19 protein-coding genes are annotated in these 20,693 nt (G+C 63.9%); 6 read left to right on the top strand and 13 right to left on the bottom strand.

The window, feature by feature from the left end; genetic code table 11:
• Position 1 precedes the first annotated feature (1 nt).
• The 8 genes from NKJ64_RS01260 to NKJ64_RS01295 form a co-directional block, all read right to left on the bottom strand.
• Positions 2–583 carry a DUF1349 domain-containing protein gene (locus NKJ64_RS01260; protein ID WP_352461827.1) on the bottom strand — a complete coding sequence of 194 codons (582 nt, stop codon included), beginning with the start codon at positions 581–583 and terminating at the stop codon, positions 2–4.
• 14 nt (positions 584–597) lie between these two features.
• Entirely contained in the window at positions 598–2,037 is a 1,440-nt protein-coding gene (locus tag NKJ64_RS01265) for an aldehyde dehydrogenase family protein (protein WP_023828600.1), read from the bottom strand.
• A 168-nt stretch (positions 2,038–2,205) separates the two neighbouring features.
• Positions 2,206–2,691, bottom strand: coding sequence for a hypothetical protein (locus tag NKJ64_RS01270; RefSeq protein ID WP_023668827.1), 486 nt, complete (start codon positions 2,689–2,691; stop codon positions 2,206–2,208).
• 98 nt (positions 2,692–2,789) lie between these two features.
• Positions 2,790–3,671, bottom strand: coding sequence for an ABC transporter permease (locus NKJ64_RS01275; RefSeq protein WP_023668828.1), 882 nt, complete (start codon positions 3,669–3,671; stop codon positions 2,790–2,792).
• Entirely contained in the window at positions 3,668–4,627 is a 960-nt protein-coding gene (locus NKJ64_RS01280) for an ABC transporter permease (RefSeq protein ID WP_031202827.1), read from the bottom strand. Before NKJ64_RS01280 ends, NKJ64_RS01275 begins: the two co-directional genes overlap by 4 nt.
• Positions 4,628–4,664: 37 nt before the next feature.
• Positions 4,665–6,308, bottom strand: a complete 1,644-nt coding sequence (locus NKJ64_RS01285) for an ABC transporter substrate-binding protein (protein ID WP_023668830.1) — start codon at positions 6,306–6,308, stop codon at positions 4,665–4,667.
• A gap of 35 nt (positions 6,309–6,343) precedes the next feature.
• Positions 6,344–7,120 (bottom strand): DUF427 domain-containing protein, encoded by a 777-nt coding sequence (locus NKJ64_RS01290; RefSeq protein WP_023725876.1) that lies wholly within the window; start codon positions 7,118–7,120, stop codon positions 6,344–6,346.
• Between the two features lie 15 nt (positions 7,121–7,135).
• Complete coding sequence (locus tag NKJ64_RS01295) at positions 7,136–8,494, bottom strand: LLM class flavin-dependent oxidoreductase (RefSeq protein WP_352461828.1); 1,359 nt, start codon at positions 8,492–8,494, stop codon at positions 7,136–7,138.
• Between the two features lie 191 nt (positions 8,495–8,685).
• On the opposite strand from NKJ64_RS01295, the gene NKJ64_RS01300 reads away from it, so the two are divergent.
• On the top strand, positions 8,686–10,488 hold the full coding sequence (locus tag NKJ64_RS01300) for a dipeptide ABC transporter ATP-binding protein (protein ID WP_352461829.1): 1,803 nt from the start codon (positions 8,686–8,688) through the stop codon (positions 10,486–10,488).
• Between the two features lie 84 nt (positions 10,489–10,572).
• Here the strand turns inward: NKJ64_RS01300 and NKJ64_RS01305 are convergent, their stop codons facing one another.
• The 3 genes from NKJ64_RS01305 to NKJ64_RS01315 form a co-directional block, all read right to left on the bottom strand.
• Positions 10,573–11,583: a sugar-binding protein gene (locus NKJ64_RS01305; RefSeq protein WP_023822109.1), complete on the bottom strand. Its 1,011-nt coding sequence runs from the start codon at positions 11,581–11,583 to the stop codon at positions 10,573–10,575.
• A 117-nt stretch (positions 11,584–11,700) separates the two neighbouring features.
• Complete coding sequence (locus NKJ64_RS01310) at positions 11,701–12,681, bottom strand: ABC transporter permease (protein ID WP_031198520.1); 981 nt, start codon at positions 12,679–12,681, stop codon at positions 11,701–11,703.
• A gap of 52 nt (positions 12,682–12,733) precedes the next feature.
• Positions 12,734–13,477: an ATP-binding cassette domain-containing protein gene (locus tag NKJ64_RS01315; protein WP_023822108.1), complete on the bottom strand. Its 744-nt coding sequence runs from the start codon at positions 13,475–13,477 to the stop codon at positions 12,734–12,736.
• 139 nt (positions 13,478–13,616) lie between these two features.
• Here NKJ64_RS01315 and NKJ64_RS01320 point away from each other — a divergent pair, with 139 nt between their 5' ends.
• The 5 genes from NKJ64_RS01320 to NKJ64_RS01340 are packed head-to-tail and all read left to right on the top strand — an operon-like array spanning position 13,617 to position 18,472.
• Positions 13,617–14,852 (top strand): ROK family transcriptional regulator, encoded by a 1,236-nt coding sequence (locus NKJ64_RS01320; RefSeq protein ID WP_352461830.1) that lies wholly within the window; start codon positions 13,617–13,619, stop codon positions 14,850–14,852.
• Between the two features lie 14 nt (positions 14,853–14,866).
• The gene (locus tag NKJ64_RS01325) at positions 14,867–15,946 is read left to right on the top strand and encodes a Gfo/Idh/MocA family protein (protein ID WP_352461831.1); all 1,080 of its coding nucleotides are present in this window, start codon (positions 14,867–14,869) and stop codon (positions 15,944–15,946) included.
• Positions 15,946–16,782 (top strand): sugar phosphate isomerase/epimerase family protein, encoded by an 837-nt coding sequence (locus NKJ64_RS01330; RefSeq protein WP_352461832.1) that lies wholly within the window; start codon positions 15,946–15,948, stop codon positions 16,780–16,782. Before NKJ64_RS01325 ends, NKJ64_RS01330 begins: the two co-directional genes overlap by 1 nt.
• On the top strand, positions 16,779–17,582 hold the full coding sequence (locus tag NKJ64_RS01335; protein ID WP_027049253.1) for an alpha/beta fold hydrolase: 804 nt from the start codon (positions 16,779–16,781) through the stop codon (positions 17,580–17,582). The genes NKJ64_RS01330 and NKJ64_RS01335 overlap by 4 nt, the downstream gene beginning before the upstream one ends.
• The gene (locus NKJ64_RS01340; RefSeq protein WP_352461833.1) at positions 17,579–18,472 is read left to right on the top strand and encodes an ROK family protein; all 894 of its coding nucleotides are present in this window, start codon (positions 17,579–17,581) and stop codon (positions 18,470–18,472) included. Before NKJ64_RS01335 ends, NKJ64_RS01340 begins: the two co-directional genes overlap by 4 nt.
• A gap of 26 nt (positions 18,473–18,498) precedes the next feature.
• Here the strand turns inward: NKJ64_RS01340 and NKJ64_RS01345 are convergent, their stop codons facing one another.
• Both NKJ64_RS01345 and NKJ64_RS01350 read right to left on the bottom strand, forming a co-directional pair.
• Positions 18,499–19,497: an ABC transporter ATP-binding protein gene (locus NKJ64_RS01345; RefSeq protein ID WP_023668840.1), complete on the bottom strand. Its 999-nt coding sequence runs from the start codon at positions 19,495–19,497 to the stop codon at positions 18,499–18,501.
• A gap of 30 nt (positions 19,498–19,527) precedes the next feature.
• A complete protein-coding gene (locus tag NKJ64_RS01350; protein ID WP_023755586.1) occupies positions 19,528–20,589 on the bottom strand; it encodes a Gfo/Idh/MocA family protein in 1,062 nt (353 codons plus the stop codon).
• Positions 20,590–20,693 lie beyond the last annotated feature (104 nt).

Raw genomic sequence — 20,693 nt, forward strand, 5'->3', positions numbered from 1 at the left:
CTCAGTCGTGCAACTGCCTGGAAATCGGCGGGCGGACCGTAAAGCCCGAAAAGGTGACTTCGAAACCCTCGCGCTGCGGCGAGCAGCACATCATGCCGACATCGACGGATTTCGAGACCGGGAAATAGGCCAGCCGCACCGGCTTCCAGTGACTATCGGTGGAGTCCAGATACTGGACGCGGATCGCCTCGGCGTGGCGGGTCAGGCGGATGCGGACGCCGTCGGGGCCGGCCGCGATGGCTACAAGGGACCAATCGGAGGTGTCGTTGGTGACGACGACAGAGAAATACGCCAGCCCGTCGGTGTATTCGATGCCGGCCTTGATCCAGTGCGTTTCGCTCAGCCGCAGCATCAGCCCGGCCTGGTCGTAGAGCACCTTGTAGTCGCCCTTGACGGTGACTTCGGCGCTGAAGTCACCCTCGACCAGCCGATACAGGAAATGGCCATTGTCACGCCAGAAACCGTAAAAGGTTTCGCGCCAGAAGTCGGTTTCCTTGCCGGTGCGCACATGCACCGTGTCGTCGCCGACAACATGATGCGGCGGCGGGTTGAGCCAGGTCAGGTCCTCTTTCGCCGCCGTCATCGGTTCCCCCGCGATCAGCCGGCAAATGTATAGGCCGTCTTTACCGTGGTGTAGAACTCCGCGGCATAGCGGCCCTGCTCGCGCGGGCCGTAGCTCGAGCCCTTGCGACCACCGAACGGGACGTGGAAATCGACGCCCGCCGTCGGCAGATTGACCATCACCATGCCGGCTTCGGAGTTGCGCCGGAAATGCGTGGCATGCTTGAGGCTCGAGGTGCAGATGCCGGACGTCAGGCCGAAGGGGGTGTCATTGGCAACCGCCAGCGCCTCGTCATAATCCTTGACACGGATGACATTGGCGACCGGCCCGAAGATTTCTTCGCGCGAAATGCGCATGGCGTTGGTGCTCTCGGTGAACAGTGCCGGCCTGAGATAGAAGCCGGGCGTTTCGCGATCGAGCCGCTCGCCGCCGAAAGCGAGGTTGGCGCCTTCCTTGCTGCCGATGGCGATGTAGTCCTCGTCCTGCTTGAGCTGGCTCGCATCGACGACCGGTCCTATCTGGGTCTTGGTGTCGAGCGCATCGCCGATGACGAGCTTTTCCAGGCGCTCCTTGAGCGCGGCGACGAAGCGGTCGTGAATGCCCTCGGTCACCACCAGGCGAGAAGAGGCCGTGCAACGCTGGCCGGTCGAGAAATAGGCGCCGTTGATGGCGCATTCGACCGCCGTGGCGAGGTCGGCGTCATCAAGCACGACCATCGGGTTCTTGCCGCCCATTTCGAGCTGGAACTTGCGCATATGCTCGACGCTTGCGGCGGCGACGCGTTTGCCGGTGCCGACCGAGCCGGTGAAGGTGATGGCGTTGAGGTCGGGGCTGTCAAGCATGGCCTGGCCGACCACCGAGCCCTTGCCCATGACCAAATTGAGCACGCCTTTCGGCAGGCCGGCGCGGTGCAGGATGTCGACAATGGTCCAGGCGCTCTCCGGCACCAATTCGGCCGGCTTGAAGACGATGGTGTTGCCGTGGGCCAACGCCGGCGCGATCTTCCAGGTGGGGATGGCGATCGGGAAATTCCACGGGGTGATGATGCCTACCACGCCGACGGCTTCGCGGGTGATCTCGACGCCGACGCCCGGGCGCACGCTGGGCACCAATTCACCCGACAGGCGCAGCGTCTCGCCGGCGAAGAAGTCGAAGATCTGGGCGGCGCGGATGGTCTCGCCAATGCCCTCGGCCAGCGTCTTGCCCTCTTCGCGCGACAGGGCGCGGCCGATCTCTTCCTTGCGCGCCATGATCTCGTCCGACGCCTTTTTCAGCACGGCATGGCGAACCAGCGGCGCCGAACGCGACCAGGCCGGGAAAGCAGCCTTGGCCGCCGCGATGGCCTGCTTGGCCTGTTCGGCACCGGCCGAGGCATATTCGCCAACGACATCCCCCGTGTTCGAGGGATTGATGTTGCGCGAGCCGGCTTCGCCCACCCACTCGCCGTCGATCAGATTTTTACGAAACAGGGTCATGTCGCAGTCTTCCTTGTAATGGTTCGCTGGCGGTGCCGTATGCCTGAATCATTTATCAGACAAATGACGACACTGTGAGGCCTGAAGTCTAGCTGCGGACTGGATAGCCGATGGCGCGCTGCTGTGAAAGCCGCGACCTCAAAACGGACGATATGAAGCAGGCCGCTGTCAGCTCGGAAAAGTCCAGAACAGGCAAGCCAGCGTTGCCGCGGCGAAGATGACGAAGAACAGGCTTCTGAGCAGGATGTTACGGCGCAGCTCGTTCATGGTGAAATGACAGCCGACGATTGCCGCGGCAAACAGAAAGCGCCAGTTGAGCAGCGCCCATAACACACTGCTCTGGCCGAAGGCCCAGCGGGCGACGAGGCAGCCGACAATGGTCGCGAACAAGGCGATTACCGCCCAGAACAGCGCGTCCGCCGCATGGGTGAGCACGATGCCGGCGGCGCGGATCGGCAGGATCATCATCAGCATGGCGCTGAAGAAATAGACGGCGGCGAGCGGCAGGAACGAGCCAGCATCGGCGATGCCGTCCAGCCGCCGGACCCCGATCGCGCCATAGGGATAGCCGTGCCGGGCAACCGCCAGGCTGAGCGCCATGAGCAATGCGGTGAACACCGCGACCAGTGCGAATGTGGAGAGAGCCTTGCTCATGCCGTTCCTTGTTCTGATGCCCTATCCGGGCCGAATCACAAGGAGCGATTTTAGCGCACGGTCCTGAATTGCGCGTCAGCTTTGGTGAGCGCCGATCTTCACCGGTCGCTGTTTTCGAAGGCGCCCATGCCTTGCGCGATCAGATTAGTGGCCATGACCAGCGAGACGATGGCCGCCGAGTTGAAGATCACCACCCACCATTTGCCGCCGGTCAGGAAGCCGTAGCCGTCGGCGACCGCCAGTCCCCAATCGGCTGAGGGAGGCTGGATGCCGAGGCCGAGGAAGCTCAGCGTGGCGATCGAAAAGAAGGCGTAGCCAAGCCTTGTGACCAGCTCGATGAGGATGGTTTCCCTGACATTAGGCAGGATCTCGAGGAACATGATGGAAAGAGCGCTCTCGCCGCCGAGACGAGCGGCGCTGACATAGTCGCGTTCGCGCTGCTCGCGCACGGCGGCACGCACCGTCCGTGCCACCAGCGGGGCATAGGCGATGCCGATCACAAGGATGACGGTGAGGTTCGATGGCCCAAGCGCGACCAGCGCCATGGTGACGAGGACGATGAAGGGAAAGGCCATCAGTGTGTCGAGCAGCCTGGCGCCGATGGCGTCGATCAGCCCGTCGAAATAGCCGAGCACGAGGCCAAGCACGCTGCCGGCGGCAACGCCGAGCAGTGTTGCTGCCGGCGCGACCAGCAGGATGTCACGCGAGCCGACGGCGATGCGCGACAGCACGTCGCGGCCAAGTTGGTCGGTGCCGAACCAGTGCGCCGCGTCGGGCGGCGCCAGCATGACGAGGAAATCCTCGGCATAGGGATCGTAGGGCACAAACAGGCTGCCGAACACGGCACAGCCGACCCAGAACAGCAGGATCAGCGAGCCGATGATGACCGAGGGCGGCAGCTGCGAAACAGTCTCGCGGATGCGACTTGCTGCCCGCCAGCGCAGCGTACGGCGCTCCGGCAATTCCATCAGTTCCATCATGGCGAGACACGGCGGCGCTGCCGCGGATCGAGCAAGGCATTCACGAGATCGCCTGCCGCGGCCGACAGCACGAAGATGGTCGCCATGACCAGCACGCCGGCTTCGAGCATCGGGAAATCTCGCGCCTTGGCGGCGTTGAGGACAAGGTTGCCGAGGCCCTGTATGCCGAACAGGGCTTCGATGACCACCAGACCACCCAGCATGTAACCGGTCTGGGTCGCGAGCACGGCGATGGTCGGCGTCAGCGCATTGCGCAGCACGTGCCGGATGAGGATTTCGCGACGCTCGAGGCCTTTCAGGACGGCGGTGCGCGTATAGTCGGCGGCCAGCGCCTCGATCACGCCGGCCCGCGTCATGCGGGTGATGTAGCCGGCAAGGTTCAGCACCAGCGGCAGCGCCGGCAGGATCAGATAATAGCCACTGACCCACAGCCCGGCGCCATCGGGAGCAGCGCCAGTGATCGGGAACCAGTTCAGCCACAGGCCGAAGACGATGAGCAACAGCAGGCCGGAGACGAAGTCCGGGACGATGCCGAAGGACACGCCGGCGAGTACGATCAGGCGGTCGATAAAGCGGCCCTGGTTGAGACCGGCGACGATGCCGGCGCCGATGCCCAGCGGCAGCAGAAAGACGAGGATAATTCCGGCAAGGGCCGCCGAGCGCTTGAAGCTTTCCAGAACGAAGGGCGCCACCGGCAGACGCAGCGACAGGGAGGTGCCGAAGTCGCCTGACAGCACGCTGCTGAACCAGTGCCAGTATTGCACGAGCACCGGCTGGTCGGCGCCGAGCTGCCTGTTCAGCGCCGCGACGGCCTCGGCATCGGCGAACGGCCCGAGCATGAGGCGACCGACATCGCCGGGCAGAACCTGCCCGGCGAAGAACACCAGCATGCTGACCAGCCACAGCGTGAGCAGAAGCGAGGCTGCCCGCACCGACACAGTGCGGCCGGTCAGCATCGGATTTTAGTGCCCGGAGTGGCTGGACGTCTCGCAATCATGCCTGGGCGAACGTCACGCGGTCGAGGAGCAGATGCGAGATCGCCGTGAAGCGGACGCCCTCGACCTTCGACGAGACGATGCGGCTGTATTGCGAGAAGTAGCTGATGATCAGCGGCGTCTCGTCCAGCAGCAAGGTCTGGATCTTGCCCGCTGCAAGGCGTTGCGCCTGAAGGTCGCGGGCCTTGCCGTATTCGAGCAGCAACCCGTCATAGGCCGGGTTGTTGAAATGCGCCGCATTCCAGGCGCCCGAACTCTTCAGCGTCGCGTTGAGGAAGATGTCGGGCGTGCCGCGATGGCCGAAATCGGTGATGCCGAGATTGGAATCGAGCCATGGCGACGAGCCGAATTTCGCCGAGCCATAATAGGCGTCCTGCGGCAGCACGTTGAGCTTGATGTCGATGCCGGCCTTCTTGGCGAAGTTCTGGATCAGCACCGCATAGTCGGGAATGTCATAGGCGCGTTCGGTGGTCAGCGTCACCGGGAAGCCGTTCGGCACGCCGGCCTCGCCAAGCAGGCGCTTGGCCTCGGCGATGTCCTGCTTGCGCTGCGGCACCGACGGATCCGCCGAGGGGAAGATCGGCGCAAACGGCGTGTCGTTGCCGACAATGGCGCGGCCCTTGAGCAAGCCCTTGACCACCGCCTCGCGATCGATGGTGAGCGCCAGTGCGCGGCGGATGCGCTTGTCGGTGAACGGCGCCTGGTCGGTCCGCAGATGCACCTCGTCATGCGAGCTTGCCTGCACGCTGAGCAGCTTGAAGTTGGGATTGCCCTCGATCGCCAATTCCAGCCGGGTCGTGCTCGGGATGACGTCGAGCTGGCCGGCCTGCAGCGCCAGCACCTGCGCCTGCTCGTCGTCGAAGAACTTGATTTCGACGCGGTCGGGCAGCGCCTTGTCGCCCCAATAGTCAGGGTTGCGCACGAAGCTGGCGCCCTGCTTGGGGCGGAAGGATTCGAGCTTGAACGGGCCGGTGCCGTTGAAATTCTTCTCGAAATCGCCGGCATAATCGGCCGGCAGGATGACGGCATTGTAGACGTCGGACGAGACATAGAAGGGGAAGTTGCTGTTGGGCCCGTCGAGATCGAAGGCGACTGTCTGGTCGTCGACGACCTTGGCGCCGCCCTTGGACAGGATGCCCTTATAGGCAGACAAAGCGGACGAACCGCTGGCCGGATCGACCAGCCGCTCGAAGCTCGCCACCACATCCTTGGCGGTGACGGTGCGGCCGTCGTGGAATTTCACGCCCGGCCGCAATTTGAAGGTCCATCGGCTGGCGGTCTCGTCGGCCTCCCACGACAGAGCGAGCTTGGGCTGCAGACCGTCCTTGGGATCGTCGAGGATGAGATATTCGCCGACCTGGCTGATGACGCCGATGCTGGCCGGATCGGTGATGGAGACGGGATCGATCGCCTTGGTCGGCTGTCCGAGCCCAACGCGGACCGTGCCGCCGGCGCCGGCAGCGCGCGCCGTGCCGAAACCAGCAAGTCCCTGCGAGGCGGCAAAGCCGGTGAGGCCGATCAAGGCTGCGTATTTCAGCAGATCGCGGCGCTTGAGGAAGCCGGCCTGGTGCTCATCGACGGCGACGTTCCAGATGTCGCCGGACAGATTGCGAAGCGTATTGATGTCGTTGCGTTTGGTCATTCTGGAACCCCTGTCTGAAATGACTGTTGAATGGCTTAAGCGACTGGTTCGCCGTCGAGATGGATGCGGTCGACGGCTTGCGGGTAAAAGGCGATGAGGCCCCTGATCTTGGGCATTTCGGCAATGGGATCGCGGTAGCTCCAGGCGACATCGGGGCTCACCGAGCCGTCGGCGCGCCGGCCCGACCAGTAGGAGGCGATGCCTTTGTAGGGACAGCGCGTCGTGCTGTCCGAGTCGACCAGACGGTCGAGCCTGACATCGTCCGGATGCAAATAGAAACGCGTCGGCAGATGCGTTTCGAACAGCAGCACCGGGCGATGGCTGTCGGCGATCACTTCGCCGTCGAACCAGATCTGGACATGGCTTGAACTCTGCAGAGCGTCGATGCGGGCGTATGGGTCGCGGGCGTGGACGAAGACTTCTTCCTCCTCCTCGAACCATTGGTCGACCGCTTTCCAGGTGAAGGCGATGCGGCCGGCCAGTGGCGACAGGCTTTCATCCTGCGGCGCGACAAACGACCAGGCCGCATTGGGAGAAGCTTTCGATCCCGTCTCCAGGTCCCAATAGGTGGTTTCGCCGCCGACTGGATGCGGCTGGCGATGCTCGGACGGCTTCAAGAGCGAGCGGTCCACCGAGGAGGCCGGGAAGAAATAGATCGGCAGAAAATGGTTGGAGCGCAGCACCAGGACGTTGCGGCTGTCGGCGATGGTGCGGCCGGCGAATTTGACCCGAATGCGCTTGGGGCTGTGCAGAACATTGATGAGCTGCGGAGCCGTGGCTTCGCGGGGCTGAAGTTTTGGCGCTGCGGTCATATCAGTTGCCCCAAGTCAGGATACGGCGCGCACATTGTCGCGCTGTTCGGCGAAGCGGTTGGCCGGCCGAGCCAGGCCGAAACGATCACGCAGCGTCCCCGGCGCATATTCGGTGGGGAATACGCCGCGGCGCTGCAGTTCCGGCACGACCTGCTCGGCAAAATTCACCCAATCCTCCGGGAGCAGCGGGAACATCAGGTTGAAGCCGTCGGCGGCACCTGCCTCGAACCAGTCCTGCAGCTGATCGGCGATCTGGTTCGGTGTGCCGACGACGGTCGGCACCGAACCGCTGTTGGCGAGCTTGCGAGCGATCTCGCGCAGAGTGAGGTTCTGCTTCGACCATTCCTTGACGCGATTGAGCGAGGTGCGGCCGCCATTGAAGGTGCTCTCGTCCGGCAGCGGCGGCAGCGGGCCGTCCGGCGGATATACGGAGAGATCGACGCCGCTCCAGCTCGAGAGAAGGTCGATGCCGACCCGATCGGGAAGCAAGCTCTGCAGATACTCCTGCCGCTCGCGTCCCTCCGCTTCGGAAGCTGCGACGATCGGCAGGATGCCCGGCAGGATCTTGAAGCTCTCGGGCTTGCGGCCGTAACGGGCGAGGCGCTCGTTGATGTCCTGCCTATATTTGATGCCGTCTTCCTTGGTGCTGTAGATGGCAAAGTGCGCATCGGCATGCGCGGTAGCGAAATTCTTGCCGTCTTCGGACGAGCCGGCCTGGACGATCAGCGGATGGCCCTGCGGCGGGCGCGAGACATTGAGCGGTCCGCGCACCTTGAAGTGCGGGCCCTTGTGGTTGATCGCATGGACCTTGTCGGGATCGGCGAAATAGCCCGATGCCTTGTCGATAAGCAGGGCTTCGTCTTCCCAGCTGTCCCACAGTGCCTTGACGATATCGAGGAATTCGGTGGCGCGCTCATAGCGAAAGGCGTGCTCGATATTGCCGTCGCGGCCGAAATTGCGGGCCTCCTCGTCCATGGCCGACGTCACCACATTCCAAGACGCCCTGCCCTTGCTGATATGGTCGAGCGAGGCAAACATGCGGGCGACATTGTAGGGCTCGCTGTAGGAGCTCGAGGCGGTGGTGATGAGGCCGATATGCCTGGTCACGCCGGCAAGCGCCGACAACAGCGTCAGCGGTTCCAGGCGGGCATTGGCGTAATGGGCTACGCCGCTCTGTACGGAATCCCAGATCGCAACATGGTCGGCGACGAAGATCGTATCGATCCGGGCGCGCTCAGCCGCCTGCACAAGATCCCTGTAGAAATCGAAGTCCAGCACTTCGCGTCCCGGCGCACGCGAATGGCGCCATGACATACGATGATCGCCCTGCGGGTTGAAGAAAAACGCGCTGAGGATCATGTGGTCGCGTGCCATGTCGGCCTCCTTGCAGAACTGCTCCAAGGGACCGTCGCGACGCCTCGACCGGCTGCGACAATCTCTCCTGAGCGATGAAAGGTAGATTGCGCTCCAGCTTAATTCGAGTAATTTTATAGAGATTGTGCTGCGCGAAAGCGGAAGCGATTGCCCTCGAAGACCGCGCCGAAAGAAAGTGGTTTCAGCAAGACATGTCGTCATCGGTTCTGAACGTCGAGCAGCTCACCGTCGCCTATGATGGACGCCGGGGATCGCATCCGGCCGTCAACGGCGTGTCGCTCGCCATCGGCGAAGGCGAAGCGCTCGGCCTTGTCGGCGAGTCCGGATCGGGCAAGAGCTCGGTGGCTCTCGCTATTCTGCGCTATCTGCCGCGCAACGCCCGGATCGCCGCGTCGGCGCTCGAATTCCAGGGTCGCGAGATCCGCAGTCTCTCCGGCGAGCAGCTTCGCCGGCTAAGGGGCGATCGCATCGCGGCTGTCTACCAGCATCCAGGTGCGGCACTCAATCCGGCCATGACGATCGGCCGGCAGATCGCCGAAACGATCATGCGGCATCGCCCGGTTCGGCAGGACGAAGCACGCACCCGCGCCGCCGAGCTGCTGAGCCGTGTCAGGGTGAGCAATCCGGAACGGGTGCTCGATCTCTATCCGCACGAATTGTCGGGCGGCATGCAGCAGCGCGCCAACATCGCGATTGCCATTGCGCTCGACCCGTCGCTGCTGGTGCTGGACGAGCCGACGACGGCGCTTGACGCCAGCGTCCAGTCCGAGATCGTCGCCATCCTGCAGGACTTGCGCCGCGATCACAAAACCAGCGTTCTGCTGATCAGCCATGACATCAACATGGTCCGCCGGGCCTGCGATCGGGTGGCCGTGATGCAGTCGGGGACGGTGGTCGAAAGCGGCATCGCCAACGATGTCTTCGAGAACCCTGTTCACGCCTACACCAAGGCGCTGATCGCCTCGATCCCGGCGCTCAACTTCACCAAGCGCGACGGCAGGCTGGCCGAGATGCACACAACCGGCCCGTCGAAGCCTGTCCACAGCGATCAGCCGGAAGCCGCACGTCCGATCGCCGTCGCCTGCAAAGGCATCAGCCACGCCTTCGGCTCCCAGGCCGTCCTGCACGATATCGACCTGGAGATAGCCCAGGGCGAGACGTTCGGGCTGATCGGCGAATCCGGCTCCGGCAAGTCGACATTGGCAAGGATCGTGACTGGCCTCCAGACGCCGGACGCTGGGTCGGTCGAGCTGTTCGGCAGCACTGTCGCGCCGCGCGTCGAGAAAAGAAGCCTGAGCGAACGGCGCGACGTGCAGATGGTGTTCCAGTCACCCGACCGCACGCTCAATCCGCGCCAGCGGATCGGCAGGATCCTCGGCCGTCCGCTGCGGCGGCTCGCCGGCTTTGGCCGCAGCGAGGTGAAGCAGCGTGTCGCCGATCTCCTGGCCTCGGTTCGTCTTGCCGCTACGACCGTCGACCAGAAGCCGAGATCGCTGTCTGGTGGCCAGCGCCAACGTGCGGCGATTGCGCGCGCCTTTGCCGGCGTGCCGAAGCTCGTGGTGCTGGACGAGCCAACCTCTGCGCTCGACGTTTCCGTGCAGGCGACCGTGCTCAATTTGCTCAACGACCTGCAGCGCGACAAGGACACCACCTATCTGTTCATCAGCCACGACCTCAGGGTGGTGCGCTATATGGCCGACAGGATCGGCGTGCTCTATCGCGGCCGGCTGGTCGAGACCGGCTCATCCGAGCAGATTTTCCGTGGCCCCAACCACCCCTACACGAAGCTGCTTCTGGCCGCGTCCTCGGATGAGACGGCGCCGAAGGCTCCGGCTCAGCTCCACGTCGCGGCACACGATGCCGAGACCTCCGGATGCTCCTTTGCCGCCCGCTGTCCTGTCGCGCTGCCCGATTGCCGAAAGGCGCAACCACCCGTCAGGCAGGCCGGCGACGGTCATCTGATCGCCTGCTGGAGAGACGCAAGCAGTCTCTGATTGCGAAGCGGGCAACTGACAAGCCTGCCTTCGAGGAGATGTCCCCCGGCCGATGCGGCCGGAGGACAGGCTTGGGAGGCCTTATCAATTGGCGACCTTGCCGCAGGTCGTCAGAGCGTCTTGCGGCGTGCAGATCTCGGTGCCGGTCTTGATGAACGGTTCGACCGTGCCGCCCTTGCTCAGTTTGTCCAGCGCCATGATGGTCTCGAAGCCCATGTCATAGGGGCGCTGGCCGATATTGTAGTGGCTGAGGCCGGCGGCGAGCAGCGGCAGTTGCGGACCGAAATTGTCGCCGAACACGACCACCAGATCCTTGCTGTCGAGGCGCGCCTTCAGCGGTGTCATCGCCTGCTTGTAGGCTTCCGGCGCGTATTGCGCCCAACCGCCGACTGCAACGAAGGCGCTGAGATCGGGATTGTTGGTCATGACGTCGCGCACCTGCTGGGCGGCAAGCGTGATGTCGTCATTGTTGTAGACCGGGCAGCCCGCCGGCTCGGTCCAGCCGTTCTGGCCGGTCAGCGTCTCGATGCCCTTGTCCTTGGTGACGCCGGCCAGCGTATCGCGAATGCCTTGCACGCGCGCCTTGAGGTTCTCGGAAGCCGGTGCGCCGGACTGGATGCACACGGTGCCGTCCTTCTTGTGGGCGAGCACCTTCTGCGCCAGCGCCACGCCGAACTCGTAATTGTCGGTGCCGATGTAGGTCGAGCGCAGGCCGGCATCTTCCGGCAGCACGTCGGTGTCATAGGTGACGACCGGAATGCCCTTTTCCTTGGCCATCTTCATGATGCGGGCCATGGCTTTCGGATTGCCGGCCGAAATGCCAAGGCCGGCGACGCCACGCGTGACCATGTCCTGCGCGAGCTGCACTTCCTTGGCCTCGTCATATTCGGTCGGCCCGATATAGGTGCATTTGACGTCGCCGAGCTTCTTGGCGGCGGCTTCGCAACCGGCTTGGATCGGCGGGCTGAAGGCGTTGTTGAGAACCTTGAAGACGAGCGCGAATTCGCGCTCTTCGGCATTGGCCTGGACGGCCGTCATGCCGATTACAAGGCAGGCGAGGGAAAGCGTAGTTCCTAGCGTTTTCGACAGCGACATTGTTTCCTCCATTTGGTTCGCCGTGACGTGTCCGCTCGGTTTCTGTTGGAGCATGATCTTTTCCGAAAACCGGTTTCTACTTTTGCGGTCGCTGACCTTCGGTTCAGGATCATGCTCTTAGCGTCGCACAGAGCGGATTCTTTCCAGGAGGACGGCTGCAAGGATGAAGCACCCCACAAACGTGCCCTGCCAGAACGGGTTGACGCCTGCCAGAAGCAGCGCGTTGCGAATGGTTTCGACGAGAATGGCGCCGATGCCGGCGCCAAGTGCCGAACCGAAGCCGCCGGTCAGCGAAGCGCCGCCGATCACGGTCGAAGCGATGACCTGCAACTCGTAGCCGGTGCCGATCGAGTTGGTCACTGCGCCGAGCCAGCCGACGAGGAAGATTGCCGTCACCGCAACCATGAAGCCGCTGAACGCGTAGGCCGAGATCTTGATCAGATCGACGGGAATGCCCGACAGCCGCGCGGCCGGCTCGTTGCCGCCAATGGCGAAGAGATAGCGGCCCCAGCGCGACATGGTCAGCAGGAAATGCAGGACGATCACGCCGATGATCAGCGCATAGACCACATTGGGCAGGCCGAATGTGTAGCCGCCGCCGAGCGCGACGATCGCCTCGCTTGCCCGGCCGAATTCGTAGAACACCTGGTTATTGGTCAGCACCAGTGCCAGGCTGCGGCCGATCGACAGCGTCGCCAGGGTGACGATGAACGGCGGCAGCTTGACGTAGGCGATGATCGTTCCGTTGACGGTGCCGCACAGCACGCCCATCGCCAGCGTCGCCGCGATGCCGACGACCAGTGGCATGTCGGCGTTGAGCACGATGCCCAGCGTGACGCCGCACATGCCCAGGATCGAACCGACCGAGATATCGATGCCGCCGCTGATGATCACCGGCGTCATGCCGATGGCCATGATGCCGATGAAGCAGGCATTCTGGAAGATGTTGAGCAGATTGCCAGGGGTGGCGAATTTCGGCGCGATCATCGACACGACGAGGCCAAGCACCAGGATGGCAAGCGCGATCCAGGTTTCCTGCGCCAGAAGCACGCGGTTCAACAGCGTGCGGCTCGACCCTTTCAGAAGGTCGATCTCCATTCCGGGATGGTCGTCGGGGGCGCTCATGGCATGGCTCCGTGGCGGGGCTGTTTCAGGCGGTCTGGATGGCGCCGGTGATCAGGCCGGTCACTTCCTCGGGGCTGGATTGCGCGATCGGCTTGTCGGCGACCTTGCGGCCGCGGCGCATCACCACGACCCGGTCGCAGACCTCGAACACGTCAGGCATGCGATGGCTGATCAGGATGACCGAGAGGCCCTGGTCCTTCATGCGGCGGATCAGGGCCAGCACTTCGGCGACCTGCCTGACGCTGATCGCCGCCGTCGGCTCGTCCATCAGCACGATCTTGGATTTGGCCAGCCGGGTTCGGGCGATGGCCACCGCCTGCCGCTGGCCGCCCGACATGCGCACGACCAGATCGGCGGGCCGCGTCTCCGACTTCAACTCGCGGAAGATCTCGGCCGAGCGCATGTTCATGCTCTTGTGGTCGAGCACTTTCAGCGGCCCAACCTGCTTCATGATCTCGCGGCCGAGGAAGACATTGGCCGAAGCCGTCAGATTGTCGCAAATCGCCAGGTCTTGATAAACGACCTCGATGCCATGCCTGCGTGCATCCGCAGGCCCCGATAACAGCACCGGCTTGCCTTCCAGGACATAGGTGCCTGATGTCGGCTGGAAATTTCCGGCGATGGTTTTGACCAGCGTCGATTTGCCGGCGCCATTGTCGCCCATCAGGCCGAGAACCTCGCCCTCATTGATGTCGAGCGAGACATTGTCCAGCGCGCGGACGGCACCGAAATCCTTCACGATGTGTTCGAGACGCGCTAGAACCGGCATTGCATCTTCCCATGCCAATTTGTAAGTTTCTGATACAAATCATCGTTTGAAACTTGGGTCAATGGGCCTGGGAATGCTGAATATTTGTTGCAATGCACCCAACCTTGAGTCTTTCAAACCGCCTAGAAATTCTATTAGTATGTCAATCAAACAAATTGTGGAGAACGACGTGCTGGTGTCGACCGATCTTCGGCCGAACGAAACGCGGGCACTTGCGGCGCTGTTTCGTGCCGGCGCGTCGAGCCGAGCGGCGCTCGCACGCGATCTCGGCCTGACCCGGTCGACCACCGGCGCCCTGGTGCTGGGGCTGACCGAAGCCGGTCTGGCGCGCGAGCGGTCGGATGGAGCGGATGACGAGCAGGATAGCGAGGGTCGGGTCGGCCGTCCCGGTATCCTTGTCGAGATCGAAGGCAATGGCGGCTTCTTCCTTGGCGCTTATATCGGCGTCAACTGGATCGCAGCCGTGGCTGTCGACCTTGCCGGCGCGCGGCGTGCGAGCGCCTCTAGGGCATTTGCCGGCCCGGGCAGCACGCCTGAAGCCGCGGTCGACATCATCGGGGAACTCGTCGCCGAGATCCGCTCACAATTGCCTGCGGGCACGCGCCCCTACGGGCTCAATGTCGCCGTGCCCGGCTTCCCCGCCGCCGACGGGATTTCATACCATGCCACCATCCTTGGCTGGCACGGGGTCAATCTGGCGGAGCTTTTGCGCACTGCCTTTGGCGCGGACTTTCCAATCCTCTTGGAAAACGATGCCAATGCCGTGGCGGTGGCCGAGACATACCGGGCGCAGCCGGGCAAGGACCATGAGGATGCTCTGGTCATCCTGATCGAGAACGGCGTTGGCGGCGGCATCATCAATGCCGGCAGGCTGCATCGCGGCCGGCTCGGCGGCGCCGGGGAAATCGGGCATCTGCGCATCGGCGACGAAGGTTTTGTCTTCGACGCGAAGCGCCCGGGCCGACTGGAATCCTATGTCGGCAAGGATGCTTTACTGGCTCGCTATTTGCACATAAGCGGACTGCGCGCCGGCGTGGATGAGTTTGTCGCAGCGCTGGCCGGCGGCGATCCGGAAGCCGTTGCCACCGCGCGCGACTGGGCGCTCTGGTTCGGCCGCGGCCTGGCGACACTTGCCTGCACCTTGCAGCCGGAGCGCATCATCCTCTCCGGCTCCGTCAATGCTGTCTATCCCTTTGTCGCCAGACAGGTGGAAGCTTTCCTCTCGGACTTCCTGGCCGAAGGTTATCCCGTTCCCACAGTGGAACTGTCGCGCGTCGGCGCCGACGGTCCGGCATTGGGCGCTGCCTGTCTGCTGCATCAGGCAGCTTTGTCGGGCGATCCGCAATTTCAACTTCGCGGCCTCGCCGCGCGCTAATCAGGAGAGATTCCATGCCTCGCAAAGACGAAAAGCGGCTGCGTGTCGGCGTGCTCGGCTGCGGCCCGATTGCGCAGGCAGCGCATTTCGAATCCTGCACCAAGGCGCGCAATGCCGATCTCTATGCCATCTGCGATGTCGCCGACGATCTGCGCGACAGGATGGCCGCCACTTATGCGCCCGAAAAATCCTATCCCGACTATGGCCAGATGCTGGCCGATCCCGACCTCGATGCCGTCATCATCGCGACATCGGACATTTTTCACGTCAAGGCCGCGGAACTGGCGCTCGATGCCGGCAAGCATGTGCTTTGCGAAAAGCCGCTGGGCGTTTCGGTCGAGGAGGTCGAAGGCTTGCGGGCCACGCTCGACAAGAGCGGCAAGGTGCTTCAGGTCGGCCATATGAAGCGCTTCGATCCCGGCATCCAGGCGGCAAAGGCTTTCGTCGACGACGAAATGGGCGAGCGGCTGGCGTTCAAAGGCTGGTACTGCGACAGCACCCACCGCTACCCGATGACCGATGCAGTGCAACCGCTGATCATCACCAGCGCCAAGGCGCGCAAGCCTGCCGTCAATCCCAAGGCGGATCTGCGCCAATACTACATGCTGGCGCATGGCAGCCATCTCCTTGATACGGCGCGCCATCTGCACAGGTCGATCGAGGCGGTGGAGGCCCGGCTCACCGAGCGCTATGGCGCCTATTGCTGGTTCATCACCACCATCTTCGCCGACGGCACGATCGGCCATCTCGACCTGACGGTCGCCGTGCGCATGGACTGGCACGAAGGGTTCCAGATCTACGGCGAGAACGGCAGCGTTCTCGCGAAGACCTATAACCCCTGGTACTACAAGAGCAGCGAGGTCGACATTTTCCGCGAGGCCGATGGCAGTTGGCACCGGACGCTTGGCGCGGATGGCCACTTCTATCGCCGGCAGCTCGAAGGCTTTGCCGATGTCGTGCTAAATGGCGCGCCGATGATCGGCGCCGGCATCGAGGACGGCATCGCCTCGGTCAGGGGCATGGCGGCCATCGCCCGCTCGGTCGCTGCCGGCGGCCGCGCCGTCCGTCTGGCCGATGTCGACGGGGTCGTGTGATGCAGCTTGGGATTTTCGCCAAGACCTTCGCCACCACCGGCGCCTTGCCGGTGCTGCGCGCGGTCGCGGACGGCGGCTACACGGCGGCGCAGTTCAACATGGCGTGCCTTGGACTGCCGTCGATGCCGGACAGCATTGAGCTCGGCGCGGCCCGGTCCGTCGCTGAGGCGAGCGGCGAGGCCGGCGTTTCGATCGCGGCGGTTTCGGGAACCTACAACATGATCCACCCGGATCGCACGGTTCGCAGCCAGGGACTCGCCCGGCTTGAGGTACTGGCCGCGTCATGCGCCGATATGGGCACCCGTCTGATTACGCTGTGCACCGGCACAAGGGATGCGCAGGATCAGTGGCGCTGGCATCCCGACAATGCAAGCGAGGCGGCATGGAGCGATCTGCGGACGGAGATGGAAGCGGCGATCGCGATTGCCGAGCGCTTCGACATCGAGCTTGGCATCGAACCGGAACTGGCTAATGTCCTCTCCAGCGCCCGGGCCGCACGCCGCCTGCTGGACGAAATGAACAGCACGCGGCTGCGCATCGTGCTCGATCCGGCCAATCTGTTCGAAGTGGCCGACAGCGCGGAGCGTCATCGCCTCATCGACGAAGCCATCGATCTGCTGGCCGCCGAGATCGGCATGGCCCATGCCAAGGACCGCCATGCCGATGGCAGTTTTGCCGCAGCCGGAAAGGGCGTGGTCGACTTCCCGCATTTCATCGGCCGCCTGAAGGCTGCCGGGTTCGACGGCCCCTTGATCACACATGGCCTGACAGAGGCCGAGGCGCCCGGCGTCGGCGCTTTTCTGCGCACCGTGCTGGAAGCGAGCGACGACACGTGAAAAAGACCTTCAGCCGAGATGGCGTCGACCTTGCCTACCGGGACGTCGGCGCCGGGCCTCCCTTCATCTTTCAGCACGGCCTAGGCGGCGACGACGCGCAGGTCGCCGACGTGTTTCCCGATCTGCCGGTGACCCGGCGGGTGACGCTCGAATGCCGTGGCCAAGGTGGATCCGGCTACGGGCCGGTCGAGCGGCTTTCGATCGCGACGTTTGCCGAGGACATTGAAGCGTTGGCCGACGATCTCGGCATCGGTCCGGCCGTCGTCGGCGGCATTTCGATGGGCGCGGCGCTGGCACTGCGCCTGGCGGTGCATAAGCCGGCCCGCGTGCGCGCGCTGGTGCTCGCGCGGCCCGCCTGGGTAGCCCAGGCGGCTCCGGAAAATATGAAGCCCTATGCCGTCGTCGGCAATCTCTTGATGCGCCATTCGCCTGAAGACGCCAGGCGTCTGTTCGATGACAGCGCTATTGCCGGCGAACTGGCCAGGCTGGCGCCGGACAATCTCGCCAGCCTGCAAGGCTTCTTCAATCGCCCGGACCCGGTTCTGTTCGGTAGGCTGCTTTCGGCGATCGCCGGCGATGGTCCCGGCGTGAGCGAGGCGGACATCCGCGCTATCGCGGTGCCGACTCTTGTCATCGGCCATGACCATGACCTCGTCCATCGCCTGGCCGACGCACAGACGCTGGCCGGACTCATTCCGTCGGCCCGGCTTTGCACCATCACAGCCAAATCGCAGGATCGCGCCGCCTACCGGCTGGAATTCCGCGCCTGTCTTTCGGAATTCCTGGAACCGCTCGCATGACGCATCAAACGATGGACGACACGATCGCCGTGGTCGAGATCGGCGGCACGTCGGTCAAGGTTGGCTTTGCCGACCACGGCATCCCGGTGGATTTTGCCCGCACCTACCCGACCGCGCAACTGCGCCAGGGCGCGCCTGTGGCGGGGTTGGCCGATGCGGTCACCGCAGCCTGCCGCGATGTCGGGCTCAAACCTGCACGGGTCGTTGCGACGGTGCCTGGGTTCATCGACCGCGACTTCGACACGGTGCTGCACACGGCCAACATTCCCGAGCTGAACGGCATCCGGCTGGGTACGGAACTGGCATCGCGGCTCCGCGTTCCCGTGCGGCTCGAACGCGACGTCGTGCTGCAATTGCTGGGTGAAAGCGTCGCCGGCGCAGTGAAGCGGCAAAAGGAGGTGCTGGCGGTCTATCTCGGCACCGGCATCGGTGCGGCCTATCTCGGCAAGGACGGCATTTTCAGGGGTGGCGGCTGGGCGCTCGAGATCGGCCACATGCCGATCTACCGGCCCGACGAAAGCGGTCCGCCAAACCGGGTCGAGACCTATGCCTCAGGGGCAACGCTCGTCGAACTCGCGACAGACTACGATATCCCGGTGGCCGATCTGTTTTCGGCGGCCGGGCAGCCGCCATCGCTGCGCGAATGGCTCGACGAAATCGTCTGGCAGCAGGCGGTGGCCGTCGCAACCGCAGCCGCCCTGTTTTCCCCGCAGACGATCCTGATCGGCGGCGGTATCGTCGACATGAAGTCCTATCCCCGCCAGACGCTCAAGCAGCGCATCGCGGACAGCCTGCCGCATTCGCTTGTTGTAGAGCCTCTGGACATACGCTGGGCGGCCCTGGGCTGGCAGGCGGCGATCCATGGCGCGGTGCTGCTCGGCGCGGTGTGATCGCCGTGATTGCTGTCGGCGAAGGATTACTTGATCGTCTTGCCGTCCGCCCCAAACCGGTATGTCTTACCCGGCTCGGGCGTTGCATACAGCGTCGCACCGGGCTCGGCGTCGTAGACACCGAAAATGCGCACCGTGATCAGCCCGGCCTTTTCGCAGTCGAGATAGAGGTTGGTGTCGGCGCCGAGATGTTCGGCGTGCACTACCGTTCCCTTCCAGGCACCGGACCTTGGATCCACGGTCAGATGCTCCGGCCGCACGCCGATCGTCTTGGCCGTCTCGCCCAATCTGGCGCCGTCGATGAAATTCATCTTCGGCGAGCCGATAAAGCCGGCGACGAACTCGTTTGCCGGCGAATTGTAAAGCTCCATCGGGCCGCCGATCTGCTCGATCTGGCCGGCGTTGAGCACGACGATCTTGTCGGCCAGCGTCATCGCCTCGACCTGATCATGGGTGACGTAGATCATCGTTGCCTTCAGCCGGCGATGCAGCTGCGCGATCTCCAGTCGCGTGTTGACGCGAAGCGCAGCGTCGAGGTTCGAAAGCGGCTCGTCGAAGAGAAACAGTTTCGGCTCACGCACCACGGCGCGGCCGATGGCGACGCGCTGGCGCTGGCCGCCCGACAGTTCCGCCGGCCGCCGCTCGAGATACGGTTCCAGCGACAGCATCGACGAGGCGACGCCGATGCGGCGTTCGATCTCCGGGGCGGGCGTGCCGGCCTGCTTGAGGCCGAGGCCCATATTGTTCTTCACCGTCAGATGCGGGTAGAGCGCGTACGTCTGGAACACCATGGCAATGCCGCGTTTTGCCGGGGGCGTGGCCGAGACATCGGCGCCGTCGATCACCACCCTGCCGGAGGTCGAATCCTCCAGCCCGGCGATGACCCTGAGCAAGGTTGACTTGCCGCAGCCAGATGGGCCGACGAAGACGACGAATTCGCCGTCGGTCACTTCGAGGTTGATGCCTTTCAGCACCTCGACCGGCCCGAAGGCCTTCTTCACATTCTCGATTACCAGCGAGCCCACGGCTTCGTCCTTGTTCTTGAGTTTGCCCTACTAGAGCTTAACTGGGGCGCCGCTGCGCACGCTCTCATCGGCGGCAAGGCAGACGGCGAGCGATTTCACCGCGTCGTCCATGTGGCGGGTCAGGTCGATGTCTTCCCGGATCGCCTTCAGCACGAAGGCCTGTTCGAGGTCGCAGAGATCCTGGTGGCCGGGTTCGCCGTCCATCGACAGCATCTCGTCCGGCCTGGCGAACTTGCCGTCCGCGCCGGTCGCCGCACTGTGCAGGCGGATGGTCGAGGTCTTGGTGTGGGTGTCGATGTCGTCCGACTTCACACCTTCCTTCATGACGATCGACACGCAGCCATTGGGCGAAATCACGTCCTTCACGAAGAACGCTGTCTCCGAGATCATCGGGCCCCAAGCCGCCTCGTACCAGCCGACCGAGCCGTCGTCGAACAGCACCTGGAGATGGCCGTAATTGTACATTGTCGGCGCGATCTCCTCGGTCAGCCGCAGCCCCATGCCGCGCACCTCGACCGGCCTGGCGTCGGTGATCTGCAGCATCACGTCGAGATAGTGCACGCCGCAATCGACGATCGGCGACGTCGTCTGCATCAGTTGCTTATGCGTCTGCCAGGTCGGGCCTGACGATTGCTGGTTGAGGTTCATGCGAAACACGTAAGGGCCGCCGAGCTTGCGCGCCTCGGCGATCAGCCTGACCCAGGACGGGTGGTGGCGCAGGATGTAGCCGATCACCAATTTTCGGCCATTGGCCTTGGCCGCGGCGACGACGCGCTTGGCGTCCGCCACCGTCGTTGCGAGCGGCTTCTCGACGAAGACGTGGCAGCCGGCCTCGAATGCCTTCACCGCATAGTCGGCATGGCTGTCGGAATAGGTGGCGATGCAGGCGACATCCGGCTTTTCATCGCGCAACGCGTCGTCGAAGGAGCGCCTGATGCCATAGCCCGACAGCCCGTCCGGTAACGGCACGTCGGAGCGGTTGATCAGGGCCGCGATCTCGAAGCCCGGATTAGTGTGGTAGGCCAGCGCATGGCTACGCCCCATGTTACCGAGGCCTGCGACGACGACGCGAAGGGGCGATTTAGAGGTCACCTAACTACTCCAGATGTTCCAGTTGTTCCTTCTGAGAGGGTGTCACCCCACCCGGCGCTTCGCGCCGACCTCCCCATCGAGGGGAGGTAGGACGTTGGCGCGAA

The organism is Mesorhizobium sp. M0062, assembly GCF_040323125.1.
Classification (GTDB): domain Bacteria; phylum Pseudomonadota; class Alphaproteobacteria; order Rhizobiales; family Rhizobiaceae; genus Mesorhizobium.